The organism is Streptomyces sp. B1I3, assembly GCF_030816615.1.
Classification (GTDB): Bacteria; Actinomycetota; Actinomycetes; order Streptomycetales; family Streptomycetaceae; genus Streptomyces.
This window is the reverse complement of record NZ_JAUSYD010000001.1, coordinates 1,810,856-1,832,889: the sequence shown is the minus strand read 5'-3', so window position 1 is coordinate 1,832,889 and position 22,034 is coordinate 1,810,856. Positions and strand designations below refer to the sequence as shown.

The following is a 22,034-nucleotide window of genomic DNA, read 5'->3' as shown; positions in this document are numbered from 1 at the left end:
CACCGCCGTACGGGCGGAGTGGCCAGGGTGTGCGGGCCGTCGGTAGCGGCGGCCCGCACAGTGGCCGTGCGCGGACTGTCAGTCCGTCACGGCGGCCTCCGGAGCGGCGGGGCGGCGCAGACCGGCCGCGGCCAGGGCCGCGCCCACGACGCACAGCACGGCGGTGACGACCACGGCGGCGTGCACACCGTTCATGAACGCGTTGCCGCTGCCCTCGACGACGGCCGCCCTCAGCTGTGCGGGCATGTCCGCGGAGACGGGGGAGACGCCCATGGACACGGCGTCCTTCGCCTCCCCGAAGCCGGCCGCCGCACCGGCGGGGACGCCCGCGGAGGTCAGCTCACCCGTGAGGGTGGAGCCCACCTTGCCGCTGATCAGGGAGACCAGCACGGACGTGCCGAGCGCGCCGCCGATCTGCAGCGCGGTGGCCTGCAGCCCGCCCGCGACGCCCCCGTCCCTCTTCGGTGCGTTGCCGACGATCGCGTCGGAGGACGCCGACATCACCATGCCGACGCCCAGGCCGATCGCGACGAACGGCGGCCACATGGCGGCGTAGGGGGAACCGGTGTCCCAGGTCAGGATCCAGAGGGAGGCCGCAGCCTGGAGCAGCATGCCGAGCGGCATCGTCAGACGCGGCCCGAACCGCTGCGTCAGGGCCGCACCCAGGGGGGAGGCGACGACGGTGGCGAGGCTCAGCGGCAGGGTGCGGACACCGGCCTCGACCGGGGTGAGACCGCGTACGTTCTGCAGGTACAGCATCAGGAAGAAGATCACGCCGAGCAGCACGAAGAAGTTGATCGCGGTGACCATGGCGCCGATGGTCAGCGCCGGGCTGCGGAACAGGCGCATCGGCAGGAGCGGGTGCTGGACGCGGGTCTCGTACCAGCAGAAGACGGCCAGCACGGCGAGGCCGGCGGCGAGCGAGCCCAGAGTCCCGCCGGACGTCCAGCCCCACGTCTCGCCCTTGACCACACCGAAGATCAGGGCCACCAGGCCCACGGCGAGCAGGACCACGCCGGGGACGTCGAAGCGGTGGTGACCCGTGGAGTCCTTGCTCCTGGGCAGCACGAGCAGGCTGACGACCAGCGCGACGACACCGATGGGGGCGTTGATGTAGAACACCGATTCCCAGTTGACGTGCTCGACGAGCAGTCCGCCGACGATCGGGCCGAGCGCGGTGGAGCAGGACGCCACCATGGCCCACAGACCGACGGCCATCCCGAACTTCCGCGGCGGGAAGACGGCACGCAGCAGGCCGAGCGTGTTCGGGATCAGCAGGGCGGCGAAGAGCCCCTGCAGTGCCCGGAAGGTGACGACGCCCTCGATCGACCCGGAGAGGGCGATCGCGACCGAGGCGAGGGTGAAGCCGACGGTGCCGACCATGTAGACCGTGTGGCGCCCGAACCGGTCACCGAGCTTCCCGCCCAGGATCAGGAAGGCCGCCATGGCGATCAGGTAGGCGTTGGTGACCCACTGCAGGTCGGCGGTGGAGGCCTTCAGGTCCCGGCCGATCTCCGGGTTGGCGATCGCGACCACGGAGGCGTCGAGGTTGACCATGAAGAGGCCGATGGCGACGGCGACGAGGGTCAGCCAGGGATTCGCGCGCCGGCCCTTCGGCGCGGCCGGCGGAGAGTGGGCGGGCAGGGGAGATCTGCCCACGGCGGTGGAGGACATGGGAACGCCTTGTCTGTGAACGTACTTCGGGAGGTTGCGCCGCGGCGCCGGGATGAGGCCGCGGCCGGGCGCACGGCGGCGCCCGGCCGCGGGCACGGGTCCGGTGCGGGCGGTGGGTCCGGTGCCGGGTTGAGGAACCGGACCCCGGGGCCGGGAAGGGGCGGAAGTCAGCCGGCGGGGGAGTGGAGTCCCCGGGAGAGTGACGTCAGTGCGCCCAGGGCCGCACCGAGGGCGTCGAGCTCCCCTTCGGTGAGGGTGTGGAGCGCGCGCGCCATGTGGTTCTCCTTGAGCAGCCGCGCCTCGGCGAGCCGCCGGCGGGCCGTGGGCGTCGGATGCAGGTGGGCGACGCGCTTGTCGGCCGGGTCCTGCCTGCGCTCCAGCAGCCCCAGCTCGGTGAGCTGGGAGACGAGCGCGCTGACGTTGTTCGGCTTCATGAGCAGGGCTTGGGCCGTCTCGCGGACGGTGATCCCCTCCCGCTCCTCGACGAGGAAGAGCAGCGCGAGCTGCCCGTCCGGGAGCCGGGGGTGCGGGAACTCGTGGCCGACGTGCCGCTCGAGGCCCCGGTGCAGCGCAGGCAGGGACGCCACGAGCGCGGCAGCTACGCGGTCGATGTCCTGCGGCGGCGCACTGGAGTCGGGCATGCCCGCAGCATAGGTACTCCTTGATACCTATGTCAACATATCTAAATGCGCCGGGAGCTGTCCCTGGGCGGGGGAGTGGGCGCCGGACGCTCCCCGGCCGGCCGTCGCGCCGCCGTGCGTGTCCGCCGATCCCGCGTCACGCGTCCCGTGTGCATGATGCACTTCCGCGGTGGTGGTATATCTGCAGTTGAGAGCCCAGACGCACGGTGAAGGCGGTCGAGAGTAAGACCATGGAGAAGCCCGACAAGCCCACGCACCTGATCGAGTTCGAGACCATGGTGCTCGGGCGGCACCTCCAGCCGAGCGCGCCCCGGTCGAGGCGGGGCGGCGGGCTGGACCGCAGCGCGTACACCCTGCTCAGCCGCATCCGCATGCAGGGGCCGATGTCCATCGGGCAGCTCAGCGACGCCTTCGGGCTGGACGCCTCCACGCTCAACCGGCAGACCGCCGCCATGCTGCGGGCCGGACTCGTCGAGCGCATCCCCGATCCCGACGGCGGCATCGCCCGCAAGTTCCGGATCACCGAGGAGGGGCAGCGCGGCCTCGACGAGGAGCGCAGCGAGAACATCCGCGGCCTGGAGCGGGTCATGGCCGCGTGGGCTCCGGAGGAGGTTGCCGATTTCGCCGGTTACCTCAAGCGCCTCAACATCGACATCGAGAACCTCGACGGACGCCCCTGGCCCCGCCCCTGACCCGCACGGTCACGCGGCCGCCCCTCCGGGGCTCCGCCCAGCCTCCACGGTGTGAAGCACAGCTGCGGCGCCGCTTAAGAAATCCTCGATGGACCTGGGGCCCGGGGTACGGCACATTTCTCTGTGACGGCAGAGGGCGGCGGCACGCGGAGCGGACGTACGCGTCCCGGCCTGTCCCGTCAGCCGTACCCCCATCCACCCCGGGCCGCAGGCCGGCTTCGGCGTGCCCCGGCCCGGGCACCCACCAGGTACAGGGAGCCGCAGCAGTGAAGGCACTCGTGAAGCAGAAGGCCGAGCCGGGACTCTGGCTGATGGACGTACCGGAGCCGGAGACCGGCCCCGGAGACGTCCTGATCAAGGTCCTGCGCACCGGAATCTGCGGCACCGACCTCCACATCCGCGACTACGACGGCTGGGCGCAGCAGGCCGTGCGCACCCCGCTCGTCCTGGGCCACGAGTTCGTCGGCGAGGTCGCGGACATCGGCGCCGACGTCGTCGACATCAAGGTCGGCGACCTGGTCAGCGGCGAGGGGCACCTCGTCTGCGGCAAGTGCCGCAACTGTCTCGCCGGGCGGCGCCACCTCTGCCGCTCCACCCTGGGCCTGGGCGTGGGCCGGGACGGGGCGTTCGCCGAGTACCTGGCGCTGCCCGCCTCCAACGTATGGGTGCACCGGGAGAAGGTCGACCTCGACGTCGCCGCGATCTTCGACCCGTTCGGCAACGCCGTGCACACCGCACTCTCCTTCCCGCTCGTCGGCGAGGACGTCCTGATCACCGGCGCGGGGCCCATCGGCATCATGGCCGCCGCCGTCGCCCGGCACGCCGGCGCCCGCAACGTCGTCATCACCGACGTGAGCGAGGCCCGCCTCGAACTGGCCAGGAAGGTCGGCGTCAGCCTCGCCCTCGACGTCGGCAAGGAGACCATCGCCGACGGCCAGCGCCGCCTCGGCCTGCGCGAGGGCTTCGACATCGGCCTGGAGATGTCCGGCCGCCCCGAGGCCATGCAGGACATGATCGCCAACATGACGCACGGCGGCCGGATCGCCATGCTCGGACTGCCCGCCGGCCAGTTCCCCGTGGACTGGTCGCGCATCGTCACCTCGATGCTCACGATCAAGGGCATCTACGGCCGCGAGATGTACGAGACCTGGTACGCCATGTCCGTGATGCTGGAGGGCGGACTCGACCTCGCCCCCGTGATCACCGGCCGGTACGGCTACCGCGACTTCGAGGCGGCCTTCGACGACGCCGCGAGCGGTCTCGGCGGCAAGGTCCTGCTCGACTGGACCGTCTGAAGCTCTTCGTACGCACCCCCGTACCCACCTGGGAGACCTTCCTCATGTTCGCTTCCGTACGCGACGACCTGCTCGCCACCCTCGACGAGATCCGCGACGCCGGGCTCCAGAAGCCCGAGCGCGTGATCGGCACCCCGCAGTCCGCCACCGTCGCCGTCACCTCCGGCGGCCGGGCCGGAGAGGTGCTCAACTTCTGCGCCAACAACTACCTGGGCCTCGCCGACCACCCCGAGGTCGTCGCCGCCGCCCACGAGGCGCTGGACCGCTGGGGCTACGGCCTGGCCTCCGTCCGCTTCATCTGCGGCACGCAGGAGGTCCACAAGGAGCTGGAGCAGCGGCTGTCGGCCTTCCTCGGCCAGGAGGACACGATCCTCTACTCCTCCTGCTTCGACGCCAACGGCGGTGTCTTCGAGACCCTCCTCGGTCCCGAGGACGCGGTGATCTCCGACGCCCTCAACCACGCCTCCATCATCGACGGCATCCGCCTCTCCAAGGCGAAGCGGTACCGCTACGCCAACCGCGACATGGCCGATCTGGAGCAGCAGCTCAAGGAGGCGTCCGGGGCACGCCGCCGTCTCGTCGTCACCGACGGCGTCTTCTCGATGGACGGGTACGTCGCCCCGCTGGCGGAGATCTGCGACCTCGCCGACCGCTACGACGCCATGGTCATGGTCGACGACTCGCACGCCGTCGGCTTCGTCGGCGCCGGCGGCCGGGGGACCCCCGAGCTGCACGGCGTCATGGACCGCGTCGACATCATCACCGGCACGCTCGGCAAGGCTCTGGGCGGGGCGTCCGGCGGTTACGTCGCGGCCCGCGCCGAGATCGTCGCGCTGCTGCGCCAGCGCTCACGCCCGTACCTCTTCTCCAACTCGCTCGCCCCGGTCATCGCCGCAGCCTCCCTCAAGGTCATCGACCTGCTGGAGTCCGCCGGCGACCTGCGCGAGCGGCTCCACGCCAACACCGCGCTCTTCCGCTCGCGGATGACCGATGAGGGCTTCGACATCCTGCCCGGCGACCACGCCATCGCCCCCGTCATGATCGGGGACGCGGCGAAGGCAGGCCGGATGGCGGAACTGCTCCTGGAGCGCGGTGTGTACGTGATCGGGTTCTCGTACCCGGTCGTCCCGCAGGGAGCCGCGCGCATCCGCGTCCAGCTCTCCGCCGCCCACTCCACCGAGGACGTCAACCGCGCCGTGGACGCGTTCGTCGACGCGCGGGCCGCGCTGGGCGAGTAGCACCGGCTCCCCGCCGGCCTGGGACAATGAGCGCATGATCGATGCACGGCGGCTGCGCATTCTCCGTGCGGTGGCGGACCACGGCACGGTGACCGCGGCCGCCGCCGCGCTCTACCTCACCCCGTCCGCGGTCTCCCAGCAGCTCGCCGCCCTGGAGCAGGAGACCGGGCACCGGCTGGTCGAGCGCGGGGCGCGGGGTGCCCGGCTGACCGCCGCGGGGGAGATCCTGCTGAACCACGCCAACGCGGTGCTCGCCCAGCTCGAGCGGGCGGAGGCGGAACTCGCCGACTACGGGGCCGGCGTGGCGGGCACCGTCACCGTGGCCGCCTTCGCCACCGGTATCGGCCTCGTGCTCGCCCCCGCCATCGCCGAGCTGACCCGCACGGCACCCGGCATCCGGGTGCGGGTGCAGGACGCCGAGGGCGACGCGAGCGTGCCCATGGTCCTGGACCGGCAGGTCGACGTGGCGGTCGCCGTCGAGTACCGGGGCGCGCCCGGCGACGACGACCGGCGGCTGACCCGGGTGCCGCTGTACTCCGAGCCCTTCGACGCGGTACTGCCGGTCGGCCACCGTCTCGCGGCGCAGGACCACGTCGCCGTCGCCGACCTCGCCAAGGACCGGTGGATCGGCCCCTACCCCGGCAACCCCTGCCATGACGTGGTGGTCCTGGCATGCGAGTACGCGGGCTTCGCGCCCCAGCTGGAGCACTCCTCGGACGACTTCCACGCGGTGCTCGCGCTGGCGGGTGCCGGTGCGGGGGTGGCCCTGGTGCCCCGGTCCGCGCTGCGCGGCACGGAACTCGGAGGTGTCGTCGTACGCCCCGTGGAGGGAAGTGCCCCCACCCGGCGGGTCTTCGCCGCCGTACGGCAGGGCGCCGAGGGGCACCCGCTGATCAAGCCGGTACTGGACGCGCTGGGGGCGGCGGCCGGACTCGCCTGAGCCCGGCCGGCGCCGTTCGCGCGGTGCTGTTCGCCGTCGCGCGGTGATCGGACTGCCCGGCTCGGCCCGCGATCGGCGCAACCGGGCGGACAGGGGCCGCGACAGCCGCCGGGGCGGCGCCTCACGCGGGCTGCAGCAGGTCCCACCGGTTGCCGTACAGGTCCTCGAAGACCGCTACGGAGCCGTACGCCTCGTGCCTCGGCTCCTCGAGGAAGCGGACACCGGCGGCCCGCATCCGGGCGTGGTCGCCCGCGAAGTCCTCCGTGTGCAGGAAGAAGCCCACCCGGCCGCCCGTCTGCGCCCCGACGCTCGCGCGCTGGCCGTCGTCCTTCGCGCGGGCCAGCAGCAGCCCCGTGCCCTGCGTCCCGCGCGGCCGCACGAACACCCAGCGGGTGCCGTCACCCCGGTCCGTGTCCTCCACCAACTCGAAGCCGAGGGGGCCCGTGTAGAAGGAGAGGGCCTCGTCGTAGTCGCGGACGACCAGGGTGACCAGGGCGATGTGGGACATGGGAGATCCTCGTCCTCGTGGAGGCCGACCTGAACGGCTCCGGTTATACGTAACACTAACGCCGGTCCGGCCGGCTCGGGGACAATCCCCGCCATGGAGACCAGCGACCTCGCCGCGCTGACGGCCCGCGCCCGCCGCCTCACCGCCACCGGCCACCGCCGCATCCTCGGCATCGCGGGACCACCGGGAGCCGGGAAGTCGACGCTGGCCACCCGGCTCGTCGAGTCCCTGGAAGGACGTGCGGTGCTCGTCCCGATGGACGGCTTCCACCTCGCGCAGGCCGAGCTCGTCCGTCTCGGCCGCGCCGGCCGCAAGGGCGCCCCCGACACCTTCGACGCCGCCGGCTTCGCCGCCCTGCTCCGGCGGCTGCGCCGGCCCGAGACGCCGGGGCCCGTCTACGCACCCGCGTTCGACCGGGCACTCGAGGAGCCGATCGCCGGAGCGGTGCCCGTCCCGCCCGGCATCCCGCTCGTCGTGACCGAGGGCAACTACCTGCTCCTGGACGAGGAGCCCTGGGCGTCCGTGCGCGCACTGCTGGACGAGACGTGGTTCCTGGACGCCGATCCGGAGCTGCGGGTGCGCCGGCTCGTGGACCGGCATGTGCGCTTCGGGAAGGACCGCCCGTACGCCGAGCGCTGGGTCGCGGAGTCCGACGAACGCAACGCCCGGCTGGTGGACCGTCAGCGTGACCGTGCCGACCTGGTCGTGCGGCTGCCGGACACGCCCTGAACCCGGTCGCGCGCACCGGGGCGCGGGAGGCAGGATGCTGTGTGCCGCCCCGCCCCGCCCCGCCCCGCGCCTGCTCCGCCCCACGCCCGCCCCACCCCCCCCCCCCGCGCCTGCTCCATCCCGAGCTCGTCCCGTCCCGCCAGCCTGCCAGGAGGCCTCCATGCCCGACACCGACCGGCCCGTGCCCTTCACCGCCGACGACTACCGGGCCCGCATGGTCCGCGCGGCCGAATCCGCGGACGCCGCGGGTCTGGCGGGCGTCCTGGTCACGCCCGGGCCCGACATGGTCCACCTCACCGGCTACCGGCCGACCGCGGAGACCGAGCGGCTCACCCTGCTCGTCCTGCGGGCCGGACAGGAACCCGTCCTCGTCGTCCCGGCACTGGAGGCGGCCGACGCCGAGCACGCGACCGGGGCCCCGGCCCTCGCCCTGCACGCCTGGACGGACGCCACCGACCCCTACGGCCTGGCGGCCGGACTCCTGGACGCCCAGGGCCGGTTCGGGGTCAGCGACAACACCTGGGCCCTGCACCTGCTCGCCCTGCAGGACCGCCGGCCCGACACGTCGTACGCCTCGCTCACCGCCGCACTGCCCATGCTGCGCGCGGTCAAGGACGCGGCCGAACTGGAGCGGCTCGCGGCGGCCGGAGCGGCTGCCGACGCCACGTACGAGCGGATCCTCGAGGTGCGCTTCTCCGGCCGCAGGGAGAGCGACGTGGCCGCCGACCTGGCAGCCCTGCTCATCGAGCACGGTCATGCGCAGGTCGACTTCACCGTGGTCGGCTCCGGCCCCAACGGCGCCAATCCGCACCACGAGGCGGGTGACCGCACCATCGAGCGGGGCGACATGGTCGTCCTGGACTTCGGCGGGCTCAAGCACGGCTACGGCTCCGACACCTCCCGTACGGTCCACGTCGGCGAACCGACCGCCGAGGAGCAGCGGGTGCACGACGTCGTACGGGAGGCGCAGGAGGCGGGCTGCCGTGCCGTGCGGCCGGGCGTCGCCTGCCAGGAGATCGACAGGGCGGCCCGCGCCGTCATCACCGAATTCGGGTACGGCGAGCGCTTCATCCACCGCACCGGCCACGGCATCGGCGTCACCACCCACGAGCCGCCCTACATGATCGAGGGCGAGGAGCAGCAGCTGGTGCCCGGCATGTGCTTCTCCGTGGAGCCGGGTATCTACCTCCCCGGCCGCTTCGGGGTGCGGATCGAGGACATCGTCACCGTCACCGAGGACGGCGGCCGGCGGCTGAACACCACCGCGCGCGAGATGGCCGTCGTCGGGTGAACGGGGCCGCCTCACTCGTCGGCGAGGACCACGCACGACTCGGGCGGCAGGTGCAGCAGGCCGTCCGCGCCGGGGGAGTCCACCGGTTCCCAGGCGGCCAGTACCCGGCCGCCGCCCCCGCGGTGCCGCCCGCCGCCCAGAGGAATGGCCACGGGCTCCTCCGAGAGGTTGACCGCGATCCGCAGGTCGCCCCGGCGGTAGGCCAGCCAGCGGGCCTCCTCGTCGAACGCGGTCCTGACCGAGGCCAGGTCGGGATCGGAGAGGTCGGGCAGGGTACGGCGCAGCGCGATCAGCTCGCGGTACCAGGCCAGCACCCGGGCGTGGGGTTCACGCTCGGCTTCGCTCCAGTCGAGGCAGGAGCGCGCCCGGGTGCGCGGGTCCTGCGGATCGGGGATGTCCTCCTCCGCCCAGCCGTGCGCCGCGAACTCCCGCCGTCTGCCGTTGCGCACGGCCTCGGCCAGTTCGGGGTCGGTGTGGTCGGTGAAGAACTGCCACGGCGTAAGGGCGCCCCATTCCTCGCCCATGAAGAGCATCGGGGTGAACGGCCCGGTGAGGACGAGTGCGGCGGCGCAGGCCTGGAGTCCGGGGGAGAGGCCGGCGGCGAGCCGGTCACCGAGGGCGCGGTTGCCGATCTGATCGTGGGTCTGGGCGTAGCCGACGTAGCGGTGGGCGGGCGCGCGGGTGACGTCGACGGGGCGGCCGTGCGTGCGCCCCCGGAAGCTGGAGTACGTACCGTTGTGGAAGAAAGCGCAGGTGACCGTCTTGGCGAGGGCCGCCAGCGGGGCGGTGGCGAAGTCGGCGTAGTAGCCCTGGGTCTCGCCCGTGAGCGCGGTGTGCAGGGCGTGGTGGAAGTCGTCGTTCCACTGGGCGTGCAGGCCGAGGCCGCCCTCCGTGCGGGGCGTGGTCGTCCGCGGATCGCAGAGGTCGGACTCGGCGATCAGCGCGAGCGGCCGGCCGAGCTCCGAGGCGAGTGCGTCGACGGCGGCGGAGAGCTCCTCCAGGAAGGTGAGCGCCCGGCTGTCGGCCAGCGCGTGGACGGCGTCCAGGCGCAGCCCGTCCAGGCGGTAGTCCCGCAGCCAGGCGAGCGCGCTGCCCAGCAGGTACGCGCGGACCTCGTCCGAGCCGGGCGCGTCGAGGTTGACGGCCGAACCCCACGGCGTGTGGTGGGTGTCGGTGAAGTACGGGCCGAAGGCGGGCAGGTAGTTGCCCGACGGGCCGAGATGGTTGTGCACCACGTCAAGGACCACCGCGAGACCCAGCCCGTGTGCCGCGTCGACGAAGCGCTTGAGGCCGGCCGGTCCGCCGTACGGTTCGTGCACCGCCCACAGCGACACCCCCTCGTACCCCCACCCGTGGGTGCCGGGGAAGGGGCAGACGGGCATCAGCGACACATGGGTGATGCCGAGGTCCGCCAGGTGGCCGAGCCGCTCGGCCGCGGCGTCGAAGGTGCCCGTCTCCGTGAACGTACCGACATGGAGTTCGTACAGGACGGCGCCCGGCAGTCCGCGCCCCGCCCACGGATGCCGCCAGGCGTACGCCTCCTGGTCGACGACCGCGCTCTCGCCGTCGGGCCCGTCCGGCTGGCGGCGCGAGCGTGGATCCGGCAGCACCGGCCCACCGTCGAGCACGAAGCCGTAGCGGTCGCCGTCGGCCGCCTCGACCTCCGCCGTCCACCAGCCCGCCCGCAGCGGGTCACGCTCCATGGGGTGCCGCCCGCCCGCGGTGCTCAGCACGGCGGACCCGGCTTCCGGGGCCCACACCTCGAACTGCATCCACCACTCCTCGTCCATGATCCGCATGCCTGGGACAGGGCCCCGCGGTCGGCGGAAGTCGCACACACGGCCCCCGGGACACTGGAGCGAGACCGTACCTGGCCATTAGGGTCTGGTCCTGATCATTGCCCTGCCGGGTTTCTGCTCATACGTAGCGGAGCCGGGCAGTCATACAAGGTCCCTCTTACGGCTGCTGGAGTGCGAGATGACCGTGCCGACGTTCCCGCCCGGCTTCCTGTGGGGCGCCTCCGCCTCCGCTTTCCAGACCGAAGGCGCGTACGACGCCGACGGCAAAGGACCGTCCGGCTGGGACGCCTTCGCCGCTCAGCCGGGCCGTATCAAGGACGGCACCGACACCACCCGGGGCACCGGCTTCCACGAGCACTACCGCGAGGACGTCGCCCTGCTCGCCGGACTCGGCGCGGACGCGTTCCGCTTCTCCATCAGCTGGCCCCGCGTCGTGCCCGGCGGCAGCGGTGCGCTCAACCCCGCCGGGCTGGACTTCTACGACCGGCTCGTCGACGAACTCTGCGCCCACGGCATCACCCCGGCTCCGACCCTCTACCACTGGGACACCCCGCTCCCGCTGGAGGAAGCCGGAGGCTGGCTCAACCGGGACACCGCCTACCGCTTCGCGGAGTACGCGGGCATCGTCGCCGAGCGCCTCGCCGACCGGGTCCCCATGTGGATCACCATCAACGAGCCCGCCGAGGTCACGATGCTGGGCTACGCGCTCGGCGAGCACGCGCCCGGGCGCACCCTCCTCTTCGACGCGCTGCCCGCCGCCCACCACCAACTGCTCGCCCACGGGCTGGGCGTACGGGCGCTTCGCGCGGCGGGAGCCGGCAACATCGGCATCGCGCTCTCCCACACCCCCGTCTGGACGGCCGGCGACTCCGAGGCGGACCGGCTGGGCGCCGAGTCCTACGACACCCTGGCCAACTGGCTGTTCGCCGATCCGGTCCTCACCGGCCGCTACCCCGACGAGGGGTTCGCCGCACTGATGCCGGGCCCGGTCGAGGACGACCTCCAGGTGATCTCCGCCCCGCTGGACTGGTACGGGGTCAACTACTACAACCCCACCCTCGTCGGCGCGCCGGGTCCCGAGGCCTCCGGGTCCTTCTCCGGATACTCGATGCCCTCCGAACTCCCCTTCGGGATAAGGGAGATCGAGGGCTACGACATGACCGACTCCGGCTGGCCCGTCGTTCCCGGAGGGCTCGCCGAGACACTGGCCGGGTTGCAGCGCCGCTTCGGTGACCGGCTGCCGCCCGTCTACATCACGGAGAACGGCTGCGCGGTCGACGAGCCCGTCGCCGACGGCCGCCGCATCGCCTTCCTGGAAGGACACCTGGAGGCCCTGCGCACGGCCGTCGACGCGGGCGCCGACGTGCGCGGTTACTTCACCTGGTCACTGACCGACAACGTGGAATGGACCGAGGGCGCCAGCAAGCGGTTCGGCCTGGTCCACATCGACTACGAGACGCTCCGGCGCACCCCCAAGGAGTCGTACGCCTGGTACCGCGACGTGATCCGGGCCCAGCGCGCCGGAGGCGCCACCGGCTGACACCCCGCTCACACCAGGTGGATGCGCTCCTGCACGATGCGGTGACCGGCCCGGGCGAACGCGGCGGCCATGGGCGCGTTGCCCCGGTCGGTCGCGCCCGCGACGGACGTCGCACCCTGGCCGGCCAGGCAGTGGGTGCTCTCGACGAGCAGGTCGTAGCCGTACCCGTGGCCGCGCGCCTCGGGGACGACCCCGATGAAGCCGATGCACGGGCCGCCCGGGTTACGGGCCGGCACGTGAATCCCGGCGAGCTCGCCGTCCCGGGTGTACGCGAGTTGCCACCAGGAGCGCGGCGAGGGACACCAGCGGAAGAAGTCGAGCTCCTCCCGGGCGGCCTGCTCCAGGCCGCCGGGACCTTCGATGGCCCGCCGGGCATGGGCGTCCAACGTGACGGAGTGGACCCGGCGCAGGACGTCGAGGATCACCTCGTCGTCCGGCTCCTCGCGGAACTCCAGCCGGCCCGGCCGCTCGGGCAGGCCGTCGTCGGGCGTCCACTCGTAGCGGTAGCGCTCGACCAGCAGCCGCATACCGGCCGCCTCGGCCGCGGCGATCCGGGCCGAGACGGCCGCCCGGACCTCGGGCACATCGCGCCAGTCCGCGGGCACGATCAGCTCGTACTCGGTCCGCCACGGCGCGCTGCGCAGCAGCTCGGCCCCCGCCGCCGCCTCACCCGGGGCGAAGTCGAAGTAGTTGACCAGCACGGGTTCGGTGTCCTCGGGCCCGCCCCACCAGGCGGCCCTGGCGACGACGGTGTCGTCGCGCAGGGCGACCCGGGTCCACTCGGGGCGGTACTCACCGCCGTCGTGCACGGTGGCGTAGCGGTGGCCGAACGCGGCGCGGCCGACGAGACGGGGAACCTGCAGGGAATCGAAGAGGTGGGCGTCGCTCTGGGTGAGCGCGCGGATGACCAGATCGGTCATGGACGTGTCCTCCGGGACAGGAAGCGCGCGCTCCCGGTCAGACCGGGTCTTGCACCGCCCTGCGGACGGCACGGGAGCACGCATACGAAGTGGTACCTGGGGTGGAACGGATACGCACGCGTCTCACCTCCCTCCGCGCCGGGGCCTGCGGTCGCTCGCCACTGTACGGGCCCCGCACGCGGAGCGTCCATCGCTTTCCCGGCGGCCGGCCGGTCCCGGACCATGCCGAACGCCCGCTCGGTGGACCTGACCCGGACGCGCGAACGACCGCGAAGCCGGCACGTTGCCGAGGTCCGTCGACAGCGCGGACGTGGTCCACACCCCCGGCGAGGGGTCCACAGCCGCTCGGGACGGCGGCGGCCGGTGGCGAGGCCGTCGGCGAGCCCGTGGTCCAGGACGCAGAAGAGACGGCGGAAGAGGCCGGCCCCCGCCCGGGCCGCCGAGTGGACGAGTCGTCAGTCACCTTGCGGCGAGCGGCGCAACGTCGACTGAAGGCACGGGCCCCGGTGATGGCCGGCAGCGGGGACGGCAACGGGCGGCATGCCGCCGGTGGGCGGTGTGCTCCCGTGCCTCCCGGGCCAGGACGACGAAACCCGGGCTCATCTGGACACCCCCGGCCTGTCGGACCGACAATCGGCACTGTGACGTCCTCCTTCGAGTCCCCCACGTATCCCGCGCGGCTGTCCGACGCCCAGCGCGACCGTGTCCTCGGTGTGCTCAGGGACGGCGCGGCCCAGGGCAAACTCTCCCACGACACCTTCCTGCGACGGATGGAACTCGCGCTGGTGGCCCGGCGCGCCGAGGAACTCGAGGCGCTCACGGCCGACCTGGACACCGGCGGGCGCTGGACGCGCGGGTTGCTGCGCGCCGTGGGCGGTGTGTCCGCCTTCCCCGCACAACTGCGCAGGGCCTGGCAGTCGGAGCGACTGCCCAAACTCCTCCTGCCCGTGCCGGGCCCGCACCCGCTGCACATCGGGCGCGATCCGGGCAACGGGTTGCGGCTCAGCCACGAGACGGTGTCCCGTCGCCACGCCGAACTGATCGCCCACGGCAGCCGGTGGATCCTGCGCGACCTCGGCTCGACGAACGGAACGTGCGTCAACGGCCGGCGCGTCATCGGCTCCGTCCCGGTGCGTGACGGCGACCAGGTGAGCTTCGGCCGGATGGTCTTCCGGCTCTCCGCCCCCGTGCCCAACCCGCCGCTCTAGGTGCGCTGTTCCGGAACGTGACACGCCCGCTCGGTGCTCGCACGGGTGAGGGTGTGGGCGCGGTGTGGAGCGCACGGCGGCTCCAGGCCCCGCTCCCCGATCCGGCCCGCTCGCCCCGCTCCCCGCTCCTGACCGCCCCGCTCCCCGCTCGCCCCGCTCCCCGCTCCTGACCGCCCCGGTATCCGCTTCGGCCTGGTCCGGACGAAGGGCCTCGTAGGGCTCCCCGCCCGTGCGGGCGCGCCGTTGTGTCGGCCCCGCCCGGAGACGCCCGCCGCGAGGCCCGGCGTGCCTGGCCGGAGAGGCCGGCCGTGCGGGTGCGGCCGCCCCCGCGCCGTACATCCTGGTGACTAGTCCGGGCGCCTTCCATGGCACCCAGGTATGACCCACGACCCGCAACGAGAGGGATTCGTCGAACCCCTGCCGCCTCATACCGTCTTGATCGGATGAGACGACGACCGACGACCGTCCGGGACAGCGGTCCCGAGCACGGGCGAGACAGCGGGCAGGTGGCACGGGTGACACGGGTGACTCAGCGGGAACCGGCGAAGGGCAAGGCGTTCGCCCCCGAGTACCAGGGGGCGCTCGGCTCCCTGTCGGTGAACTCCTCGCTCACCGAGGTGCTGGCGAAAGGCATCGAAGAACTGCGCGCGGCCGAAGGTGCCGGGCAGCAGCGGGAGATGGCGCGCTGCGGCCTCGCCGTCGCGGAGGCGTACCGGCGGCTGGGCCGGATCACGGAGGCCGACGCCGCCTGGAAGGCGAGTTACCGCGCGGCACGCTCGGCGGGGGACACCGGGGCGATGGCATGGGCCCTGTGGAGCGGCGGCACCCTCGCCCGGCAACGGGGCGCGCTGGCGCTCGCGTACCGGCTGCTCGGGCTCGCGGCCGAACTGGGCGAACGCGGGGGCGACGTGGTGGTACGCGGTTACTCGCTCGCCGGTCTCGCGGAGACCGGGCGCATCCAGGGCGACTACCAGGCGGTCGGTGAACTGCACGAACAGCTGCTCGCCGAGGCCCGCCGGCGCGGGGAGGCCCGGCACACGGTGTGGGCACTCGAAGGCATCGCGCAGATGCACCGCAACACCGGCTCCTACGACCGGGCACTCGCCCTCTTCGAGGAGGCGGCCGAGACCGCCGGCCGGGCGGACGACCGGCGTGGACGGGCCTGGGCGCTGCGCGGAATAGCCGATGTGGTGTCCGTGCGCGACGGTGACGTGGAGCGCGCCCTGGCGCTGCTCGCCGAGGCCGAAGTGGCGTGCCGGGAGATGAACCTCTCCAGCGCGCTGGCGTACAACCACAAGATGCGCGGCAATGTGCACTACCGGGCCGGGCTGTACCCGCAGGCCCGCGACGACTACGGGCAGGCGCTGGCGGAGTTCGAGGAGATGAACGAGCCCCGGGGGACCGCGCTGTCCCGGCTGGGGCTCGCCAAGTCACTGGCCCGCCTCGGGAGGAACCCGGCGGAGACCGCCGTGGAACTGGCCGGACTGCGCAGGACCCTCGACCGGATCGGTCTGCGGCACGCGCGGGACATGGTCGACAAGGCGGCCGCCGAACTGGGGGTGGGACCTCTGCCCGACGGGGACCGCCGCACCGAGGAGGGGGTGGCCCGATGATCTCCCCGACCGCGGCGCCGGCCGAGACCGCCCCCCGGGTGCTCGCCCGCTGCCGTGACCTGGTGCGGCCCGCGCTGTCCGCCGCGATCGGACGGCTCCACCCGTGGCCCGGCGAGATGGCCGCCTTCTCGCTCGGCTGGTGCGCGGTCGGCGGCGCACCGACCGCCGGGGCCTTCGAGGGCAAGGGAGTACGCCAGGCCCTCGCCGTACTGTGCGCGGAGGCCGCCGGAGCTCCCGGGGAGAGCGCCGTCGCCGGGGCGGTCGCCGTCGAACTCACCCACGCCTTCTCCCTGATGCACGACGACATCATGGACGGGGACGGGACCCGGCGGAAGCGGGAGACCGTGTGGAAGGCGTACGGCACCGGAGCCGCCGTACTGGCCGGTGACGCGCTGTTCGCCCTCGCGGTGCAGACCCTCGCCGAGACGCCCGGGCCGCACACCGCCGCGGCCCTGCGCCTGCTGTCGAGGACACTGAGCGGGCTGGTCCACGGCCAGGCGGAGGACCTGCTCCTCGCAGCCCGCCCCTGGACGGGGCCCGAAGCCGTCGGGCCCGACGAGTACCGGGCCATGGCGGAGCTCAAGACCGGCACCCTGCTGGGCTGCGCTGCCGCGCTCGGCGGACTGCTGGGCGGCGCACCGGCCGGGACCGTGAGCGCGCTGGACCGGACCGGACGCCACCTCGGGGTGGCCTTCCAGGCCGTCGACGACCTGCTCGGCATCTGGGGTGACCCCGCGGTGACCGGCAAACCCGTGCACAGCGATCTGCGGCAGCGCAAGAAGACCTTTCCCGTGCTGGCGGCCCTCGCCGGTGAGGGCCGCCGGGCCAGGGAGCTCGCCACCCTCCTGGACTCCCCGCTGCCCCTCGACGACGAGGGCGTGGTCCGGGCGGCGGCGCTGGTCGAGGCGTCCGGCGGCCGAACCGCCACTCTGGACGAGGCCCGCCGGCACCTCGACGCCGCCCGCGCCTGCCTGCGGAGTGTCCCTCTGGCCCCGGGCCCGGTACGCGAGATCGAGGTGCTGCTCGGATTCCTGCTCCACCGCACGGTGTGAGGGGCGGGCCTCACCGACCCGTCAGGCGGCACCGCCCCCCACGGCCTTCGCGAGCAGCGCCACGGGCCGGTCCGCGAACAGTTCGGCGAGCGCGACCGTGCCGCCCCGGAACTCCCGGCCCGGAGCCAGCTCGTCGCGCCACGGCCCCTCGTCGGGCAGCGCGAGCGTCGTGTCACGCCAGCCACCCTCCTCCGCGAGGCGCAGCGAGAGCCTGGTCACGGCGGTGACCACCTCGCCTGACCGGCAGAACGCCAGGCAGTGGGCGGCCGCCGGGCCACGCGCGGGGAGCGGGGCGTACGTGCCCCGTTCACCGAAGACGTCCCGGCGCTCCCGCCGCAGGCGCAGCGCGGCCGTCGTGACCGCCGTCTTCTCGTCCTGCCCCGCCGGGGGCCGGCCGAAGGGCCGCCGGTTGTCCGGGTCGACCAGCGCGATGTACTCCCGCTCCGTGCCCTGGTACAGGTCGGGCACGCCCGGCATCGTCAGGTGGACCAGGGCGGCGCCCAGCACGTTGGCCCGGACGAAGGGAGCCAGCGTGCCGGAGAACCGGGTCATCAACGACCGCGCCTCGCCCTCGCCGCTGCCCGGGCCCGCCGCCACGAAGTCGGTCACCGCACGCTCGTACGCGGGGTCGGGCTCCGTCCAGCTGGTGAACAGACCCGCCTCCCGAACGGACTTCAGCAGGGCGGGCGCCAGCCTGCCCGCCATCTCCCCGGCGGGCAGGCCGGCACATCCGTACGCCGACTGCCAGGCCTGCCAGGCCAGCTGCGGGTCTGGGGCGGCCATGGAGGTCGCCCGGGTCAGCTGCGCAACGAGCGAGGACCACCGCTCGGGGCACTCGGACAGGACCGCGATCCGGGCCCGCACGTCCCCGCTGCGCTTGGTGTCGTGCGTGGTCAGTACCGTGCCGGTGGCCGGCCAGTCCCGGGCGATGCGCGCGCAGAAGGCGTGGAACTCCTCCGGGCTCACCGCGGGCCTGCCGGGGTCGCCGCCCACTTCCGTCGCCGAGATCAGCGGGACGTAGCGGTAGAAGGCCATGTCCTCCACCGACTTCGCGTGCAGCGCGGACGCCGTCTGGGCGAACCTGGCGCAGAACGCCGTGTGGTCGGGCCCGTCACCGAGCCGGCCCAGCGCCAGCCCCCGCACCACGTCGACCGCCTCCGCCTCCTGGGAGACGGAGAACACCGCCTTGGCGTCCCGCACCGCGTCGGCGGGCAGGGCCGACTCCGCGATCTCCGTGAGCGGGCCGCCCGCCGTGACGTACGGGCGGTAGACGGGCACCCGGACCAGCAGCTCGCGCACCGCCGTGTGCAGAGCCCACGGGGCATGGTCGCGCAGGGCGGGGTCCGCGGCGCACGCCTGGACGGCGAGGCGGGTGAGCCACTCCGTCTCGGCGGCGAGGTCATGGGTGACGACGCGGTAGGCCGCCCGCCGGACGGTGGCCGTCCAGTAGCCGCCGCGGTCCCCGGGCGGACCCGCGAAGTCCCGGTAGCGGCCGAGCAGGTCGGCCCCGCCCATCGGATCGGTGAAGACCCCGTCGATCCGGTGCAGCGCGTCGTACCCCGTGGTCCCCGCCACGGCCCAGCCCGCCGGGAGCGCCTCGGAACCGGTCAGGATCTTCTCGACCACCGTCCACCGCCCCCCGGTGGCCTCGCTGAGCTGTTCGAGGTACGCGGCGGGTTCGGCCAGACCGTCCGGGTGGTCGATGCGCAGGCCGTCGACGACTCCGTCCCCCACCAGTCGCAGGATCGTGCCGTGGGTGGCGGTGAAGACGTCGGGGAGCTCCACCCGGACCCCGATGAGGTCGGAGATGGTGAAGAACCTCCGGTAGTTCAGCTCGGTACGGGCCAGGCGCCACCAGCCGAGCCGGTAGTGCTGGGCGGCCAGCAGCTCCGGCAGGGGAAGGCCGGCCGTACCCGCGCGCAGGGGGAACTCCTGCTCGCCGTAGCGCAGCACGGGCGTGCCGTCGTCCCGCTCGCCGACCTCGAAGCTGCCGCTCTCCTCGCCGATCCGCCCGGCGAGGACCGGCATCAGGACCTTCCCCCCGCCCGCCGCCCAGTCGATGTCGAACCAGTGGGCGTAGGGGGACTCCTGGCCCTCGCGCAGCACCTCCCACAGCGGCCGGTTGTACCGGGGGGCGGCCGCCATGTGGTTGGGCACGATGTCCAGGATCAGCCCGAGGCCGTGCGCGCGGGCCGTGGCGGCCAGCCGGCGCAGTCCCTCCTCGCCGCCGAGCTCGGCCCGCACCCGGCTGTGGTCGACGACGTCGTAGCCGTGGCCGGAGCCGGGCACGGCCTCCAGGACGGGGGACAGGTGCAGATGGGAGACGCCGAGCGTGGCGATGTACGGCACGGCGTCTGCGGCGGCTGCGAACGGGAAGTCCGGTTGGAGCTGCAGCCGGTACGTGGCGGTGGGCGTCATGGACACGTACGTACCCAGCCTGACGGCTTCTGTGTCACATGACGCCGCACCAGGCTCCCACCGGCGGCCTCCGGCCCGTCAGGGGTGACCCTTTCGGCCTACGCCGGACGCTTGAGCACCGTCAGACTGCGTCCGATGAGGGTCACCCGTTCGCCCGCGGACACCTTGGGTCCCGCACCCGGGGGGACCCCGTCCGGGACCGCCGTGTCCACGACGACCTGCCACCGCTTCCCGTGGTGCGCCGGAACGGTGAACTCCAGGGTGTCCGCACCGGCGTTGAACATCAGCAGGAACGAGTCGTCGGAGATCCGCTCGCCGCGCGGCCCGGGCTCCGAGATCGCATGACCGTTCAGGAAGACTGTCATGGCCTTGGCGTGGGCGGCCTGCCAGTCCCGCTGGGTCATCTCCTCGCCCCGGGGGGTGAACCACGCGATGTCGGACAGCTCGTCGTGCGTGCCTTCCACGGGGCGGCCGTGGAAGAAGCGCCTGCGCCGGAACACCGGGTGGTCGCGGCGCAGCCAGACCATGGACCGGGTGAACTCCAGCAGGCTCGTGTCCGTACCGTCGGCACCTGCGGCGTCCGCGCCGTCGCCCTCCGCTGAGCGGGCGGCGGCCGGGTCGGGCCAGTGGACCCAGGAGAGCTCGTTGTCCTGGCAGTAGGCGTTGTTGTTGCCGCGCTGCGTACGGGCGAACTCGTCGCCGTGACTGAGCATGGGCACACCCTGGGACAGCATGAGGGTGGCGATGAAGTTGCGCATCTGACGGCCGCGCAGCTCCAGCACCTCCTTGTCCTCCGTGTCACCCTCCGCGCCGCAGTTCCACGAGCGGTTGTGGCCCTCGCCGTCCCGGTTGCCCTCGCCGTTGGCGTCGTTGTGCTTGTCGTTGTACGAGACCAGGTCGTGCAGCGTGAACCCGTCGTGGCAGGTGGTGAAGTTGATCGAGGCCAGCGGGCGCCTGCCGTCGTCCTGGTAGAGGTCGGAGGAGCCGGTGAGCCGGCCGGCGAACTCCGCCAGCGTCCGGGGCTCGCCCCGCCACAGGTCCCTCACGGTGTCCCGGTACTTGCCGTTCCACTCGGTCCACAGCGGCGGGAAGTTCCCCACCTGGTAGCCGCCCTCACCCACGTCCCACGGTTCGGCGATCAGCTTCACCTGACTGACGACCGGGTCCTGCTGCACCAGGTCGAAGAACGACGACAGCCGGTCCACCTCGTGGAACTGGCGTGCGAGGGTCGCCGCCAGGTCGAAGCGGAAGCCGTCCACGTGCATCTCGGTCACCCAGTACCGCAACGAGTCCATGATCAGCTGGAGCACGTGGGGGGACCGCATCAGCAGGGAGTTCCCCGTGCCCGTGGTGTCCATGTAGTACTGCGGGTCGTCGGTCAGCCGGTAGTACGAGGCGTTGTCCAGGCCGCGGAAGGAGAGCGTCGGGCCCAGATGGTTGCCTTCGGCGGTGTGGTTGTAGACCACGTCGAGGATCACCTCGATGCCCGCCTGGTGCAGCGCCTTCACGGCCTGCTTGAACTCGAGCACCTGTTCACCGCGGTCGCCCCAGGAGGCGTACGCGTTGTGCGGGGCGAAGAAGCCGATGGTGTTGTAGCCCCAGTAATTGGCGAGTCCGGCGTCGGCGAGGCGGTGGTCCTGGACGAACTGGTGCACCGGCATCAGCTCGATCGCCGTGACGCCCAGCTCCGTCAGGTGGGCGATGATCTCGGGGTGCGCGAGCCCCGCGTACGTACCGCGCAGCTCCTCGGGCAACCCCGGATGCAGCATCGTCAGGCCCTTGACGTGCGCCTCGTAGATCACGGTCCGGTGGTAGTCCGTGCGGGGCCTGCGGTCGTCGCCCCAGTCGAAGTACGGGTTGACGACCACCGAGCTCATGGTGTGCGGCGCCGAGTCGAGGTCGTTGCGCTCGTTCGGCTTGCCGAACGGGTAGCCGTACACCGCCTCGCCCCACTCGATCTGCCCGGAGATCGCACGCGCGTACGGATCGAGGAGCAGTTTCGCCGAGTTGCAGCGCTGCCCGCGCTGGGGCTCGTACGGGCCGTGCACCCGGAAGCCGTAGCGCTGCCCCGGCATCACCCCGGGCAGATAGGCGTGACGGACGAACGCGTCGGTCTCGCGGAGCTCCACCGCCGTTTCTGAACCGTCGTCGTGCAGCAGGCACAACTCGATTCGGTCTGCGGCCTCCGAGAAGACCGCGAAGTTGGTACCGGCGCCGTCGTAGGTGGCACCGAGGGGATACGCCTGTCCCGGCCAGACCTGCATAGATAGGACTCTTCCATTTCTGATCCGGGTGTTGGAGGGTTCTTGCCCCGATACTCCCCGAAAGATGTGCGCGCACCTAGTACGTCCGCCGGTGCGGCCGGGTCCCGTCGGCCGGGAATCAGCCGGGACGGTCAACTTCGGACACGTCCGTGTCGCCCGGAGGAGCCCCGCCCCGCCCTACGCGCCCCGCCGTCCGGTATGCGGCATCCGGG

At 72.9% G+C, this 22,034-nt stretch carries 17 protein-coding genes; 10 read left to right on the top strand and 7 right to left on the bottom strand.

Annotated features, from left to right (window positions below; all coding sequences use genetic code 11):
• Positions 1-78: 78 nt before the first annotated feature.
• Together QFZ58_RS08455 and QFZ58_RS08450 are read right to left on the bottom strand one after the other, a co-directional pair.
• On the bottom strand, positions 79-1,674 hold the full coding sequence (locus QFZ58_RS08455) for an MFS transporter (protein ID WP_307124303.1): 1,596 nt from the start codon (positions 1,672-1,674) through the stop codon (positions 79-81).
• A 167-nt stretch (positions 1,675-1,841) separates the two neighbouring features.
• Positions 1,842-2,315 (bottom strand): MarR family winged helix-turn-helix transcriptional regulator, encoded by a 474-nt coding sequence (locus tag QFZ58_RS08450; RefSeq protein ID WP_307124302.1) that lies wholly within the window; start codon positions 2,313-2,315, stop codon positions 1,842-1,844.
• A gap of 230 nt (positions 2,316-2,545) precedes the next feature.
• On the opposite strand from QFZ58_RS08450, the gene QFZ58_RS08445 reads away from it, so the two are divergent.
• From QFZ58_RS08445 to QFZ58_RS08430, 4 genes are all read left to right on the top strand, one after another.
• Positions 2,546-3,007: a MarR family winged helix-turn-helix transcriptional regulator gene (locus QFZ58_RS08445; protein WP_307124301.1), complete on the top strand. Its 462-nt coding sequence runs from the start codon at positions 2,546-2,548 to the stop codon at positions 3,005-3,007.
• 266 nt (positions 3,008-3,273) lie between these two features.
• Positions 3,274-4,302, top strand: a complete 1,029-nt coding sequence (gene tdh / locus QFZ58_RS08440) for an L-threonine 3-dehydrogenase (protein ID WP_307124300.1) — start codon at positions 3,274-3,276, stop codon at positions 4,300-4,302.
• 44 nt (positions 4,303-4,346) lie between these two features.
• A complete protein-coding gene (locus QFZ58_RS08435; RefSeq protein ID WP_307124299.1) occupies positions 4,347-5,540 on the top strand; it encodes a glycine C-acetyltransferase in 1,194 nt (397 codons plus the stop codon).
• A 34-nt stretch (positions 5,541-5,574) separates the two neighbouring features.
• Entirely contained in the window at positions 5,575-6,480 is a 906-nt protein-coding gene (locus QFZ58_RS08430; protein ID WP_307124298.1) for a LysR family transcriptional regulator, read from the top strand.
• Positions 6,481-6,601: 121 nt separating this feature from the next.
• On the opposite strand, the gene QFZ58_RS08425 is transcribed toward QFZ58_RS08430, so the two are convergent.
• On the bottom strand, positions 6,602-6,988 hold the full coding sequence (locus tag QFZ58_RS08425) for a VOC family protein (RefSeq protein ID WP_307124297.1): 387 nt from the start codon (positions 6,986-6,988) through the stop codon (positions 6,602-6,604).
• Between the two features lie 93 nt (positions 6,989-7,081).
• Between QFZ58_RS08425 and QFZ58_RS08420 the strand changes: the two genes are divergently transcribed.
• Together QFZ58_RS08420 and QFZ58_RS08415 are read left to right on the top strand one after the other, a co-directional pair.
• Positions 7,082-7,717 (top strand): nucleoside/nucleotide kinase family protein, encoded by a 636-nt coding sequence (locus QFZ58_RS08420; protein WP_307124296.1) that lies wholly within the window; start codon positions 7,082-7,084, stop codon positions 7,715-7,717.
• A 160-nt stretch (positions 7,718-7,877) separates the two neighbouring features.
• Positions 7,878-9,008, top strand: a complete 1,131-nt coding sequence (locus QFZ58_RS08415; RefSeq protein ID WP_307124295.1) for an aminopeptidase P family protein — start codon at positions 7,878-7,880, stop codon at positions 9,006-9,008.
• Between the two features lie 11 nt (positions 9,009-9,019).
• Here QFZ58_RS08415 and treZ read toward each other — a convergent pair whose 3' ends face one another.
• On the bottom strand, positions 9,020-10,780 hold the full coding sequence (gene treZ / locus QFZ58_RS08410; RefSeq protein ID WP_307128802.1) for a malto-oligosyltrehalose trehalohydrolase: 1,761 nt from the start codon (positions 10,778-10,780) through the stop codon (positions 9,020-9,022).
• A 205-nt stretch (positions 10,781-10,985) separates the two neighbouring features.
• Here treZ and QFZ58_RS08405 point away from each other — a divergent pair, with 205 nt between their 5' ends.
• Positions 10,986-12,347, top strand: a complete 1,362-nt coding sequence (locus QFZ58_RS08405; RefSeq protein WP_307124294.1) for a GH1 family beta-glucosidase — start codon at positions 10,986-10,988, stop codon at positions 12,345-12,347.
• An 8-nt stretch (positions 12,348-12,355) separates the two neighbouring features.
• On the opposite strand, the gene QFZ58_RS08400 is transcribed toward QFZ58_RS08405, so the two are convergent.
• Positions 12,356-13,267 carry a GNAT family N-acetyltransferase gene (locus QFZ58_RS08400; RefSeq protein ID WP_307124293.1) on the bottom strand — a complete coding sequence of 304 codons (912 nt, stop codon included), beginning with the start codon at positions 13,265-13,267 and terminating at the stop codon, positions 12,356-12,358.
• A 641-nt stretch (positions 13,268-13,908) separates the two neighbouring features.
• On the opposite strand from QFZ58_RS08400, the gene QFZ58_RS08395 reads away from it, so the two are divergent.
• The 3 genes from QFZ58_RS08395 (at position 13,909) to QFZ58_RS08385 (ending at position 17,140) form a co-directional block, all read left to right on the top strand.
• On the top strand, positions 13,909-14,475 hold the full coding sequence (locus QFZ58_RS08395) for a DUF1707 and FHA domain-containing protein (RefSeq protein ID WP_307124292.1): 567 nt from the start codon (positions 13,909-13,911) through the stop codon (positions 14,473-14,475).
• 515 nt (positions 14,476-14,990) lie between these two features.
• Positions 14,991-16,088 (top strand): tetratricopeptide repeat protein, encoded by a 1,098-nt coding sequence (locus QFZ58_RS08390; protein WP_307124291.1) that lies wholly within the window; start codon positions 14,991-14,993, stop codon positions 16,086-16,088.
• Entirely contained in the window at positions 16,085-17,140 is a 1,056-nt protein-coding gene (locus QFZ58_RS08385; protein WP_307124290.1) for a polyprenyl synthetase family protein, read from the top strand. The genes QFZ58_RS08390 and QFZ58_RS08385 overlap by 4 nt, the downstream gene beginning before the upstream one ends.
• 21 nt (positions 17,141-17,161) lie before the next feature.
• Here QFZ58_RS08385 and treY read toward each other — a convergent pair whose 3' ends face one another.
• Positions 17,162-19,558 carry a malto-oligosyltrehalose synthase gene (gene treY, locus QFZ58_RS08380; protein ID WP_307124289.1) on the bottom strand — a complete coding sequence of 799 codons (2,397 nt, stop codon included), beginning with the start codon at positions 19,556-19,558 and terminating at the stop codon, positions 17,162-17,164.
• Positions 19,559-19,656: 98 nt separating this feature from the next.
• Positions 19,657-21,822, bottom strand: coding sequence for a glycogen debranching protein GlgX (gene glgX / locus QFZ58_RS08375; protein ID WP_307124288.1), 2,166 nt, complete (start codon positions 21,820-21,822; stop codon positions 19,657-19,659).
• Between the last annotated feature and the right edge of the window lie 212 nt (positions 21,823-22,034).

Coding starts and splice junctions, on each gene's coding strand:
- QFZ58_RS08455 (WP_307124303.1), bottom strand. CDS start 1,674: ATGTCCTCCACCGCCGTGGGCAGATCTCCCCTGCCCGCCCACTCTCCG.
- QFZ58_RS08450 (WP_307124302.1), bottom strand. CDS start 2,315: ATGCCCGACTCCAGTGCGCCGCCGCAGGACATCGACCGCGTAGCTGCC.
- QFZ58_RS08445 (WP_307124301.1), top strand. CDS start 2,546: ATGGAGAAGCCCGACAAGCCCACGCACCTGATCGAGTTCGAGACCATG.
- QFZ58_RS08435 (WP_307124299.1), top strand. CDS start 4,347: ATGTTCGCTTCCGTACGCGACGACCTGCTCGCCACCCTCGACGAGATC.
- QFZ58_RS08430 (WP_307124298.1), top strand. CDS start 5,575: ATGATCGATGCACGGCGGCTGCGCATTCTCCGTGCGGTGGCGGACCAC.
- QFZ58_RS08425 (WP_307124297.1), bottom strand. CDS start 6,988: ATGTCCCACATCGCCCTGGTCACCCTGGTCGTCCGCGACTACGACGAG.
- QFZ58_RS08420 (WP_307124296.1), top strand. CDS start 7,082: ATGGAGACCAGCGACCTCGCCGCGCTGACGGCCCGCGCCCGCCGCCTC.
- QFZ58_RS08415 (WP_307124295.1), top strand. CDS start 7,878: ATGCCCGACACCGACCGGCCCGTGCCCTTCACCGCCGACGACTACCGG.
- treZ (WP_307128802.1), bottom strand. CDS start 10,780: ATGCAGTTCGAGGTGTGGGCCCCGGAAGCCGGGTCCGCCGTGCTGAGC.
- QFZ58_RS08405 (WP_307124294.1), top strand. CDS start 10,986: ATGACCGTGCCGACGTTCCCGCCCGGCTTCCTGTGGGGCGCCTCCGCC.
- QFZ58_RS08400 (WP_307124293.1), bottom strand. CDS start 13,267: ATGACCGATCTGGTCATCCGCGCGCTCACCCAGAGCGACGCCCACCTC.
- QFZ58_RS08385 (WP_307124290.1), top strand. CDS start 16,085: ATGATCTCCCCGACCGCGGCGCCGGCCGAGACCGCCCCCCGGGTGCTC.
- treY (WP_307124289.1), bottom strand. CDS start 19,558: ATGACGCCCACCGCCACGTACCGGCTGCAGCTCCAACCGGACTTCCCG.
- glgX (WP_307124288.1), bottom strand. CDS start 21,822: ATGCAGGTCTGGCCGGGACAGGCGTATCCCCTCGGTGCCACCTACGAC.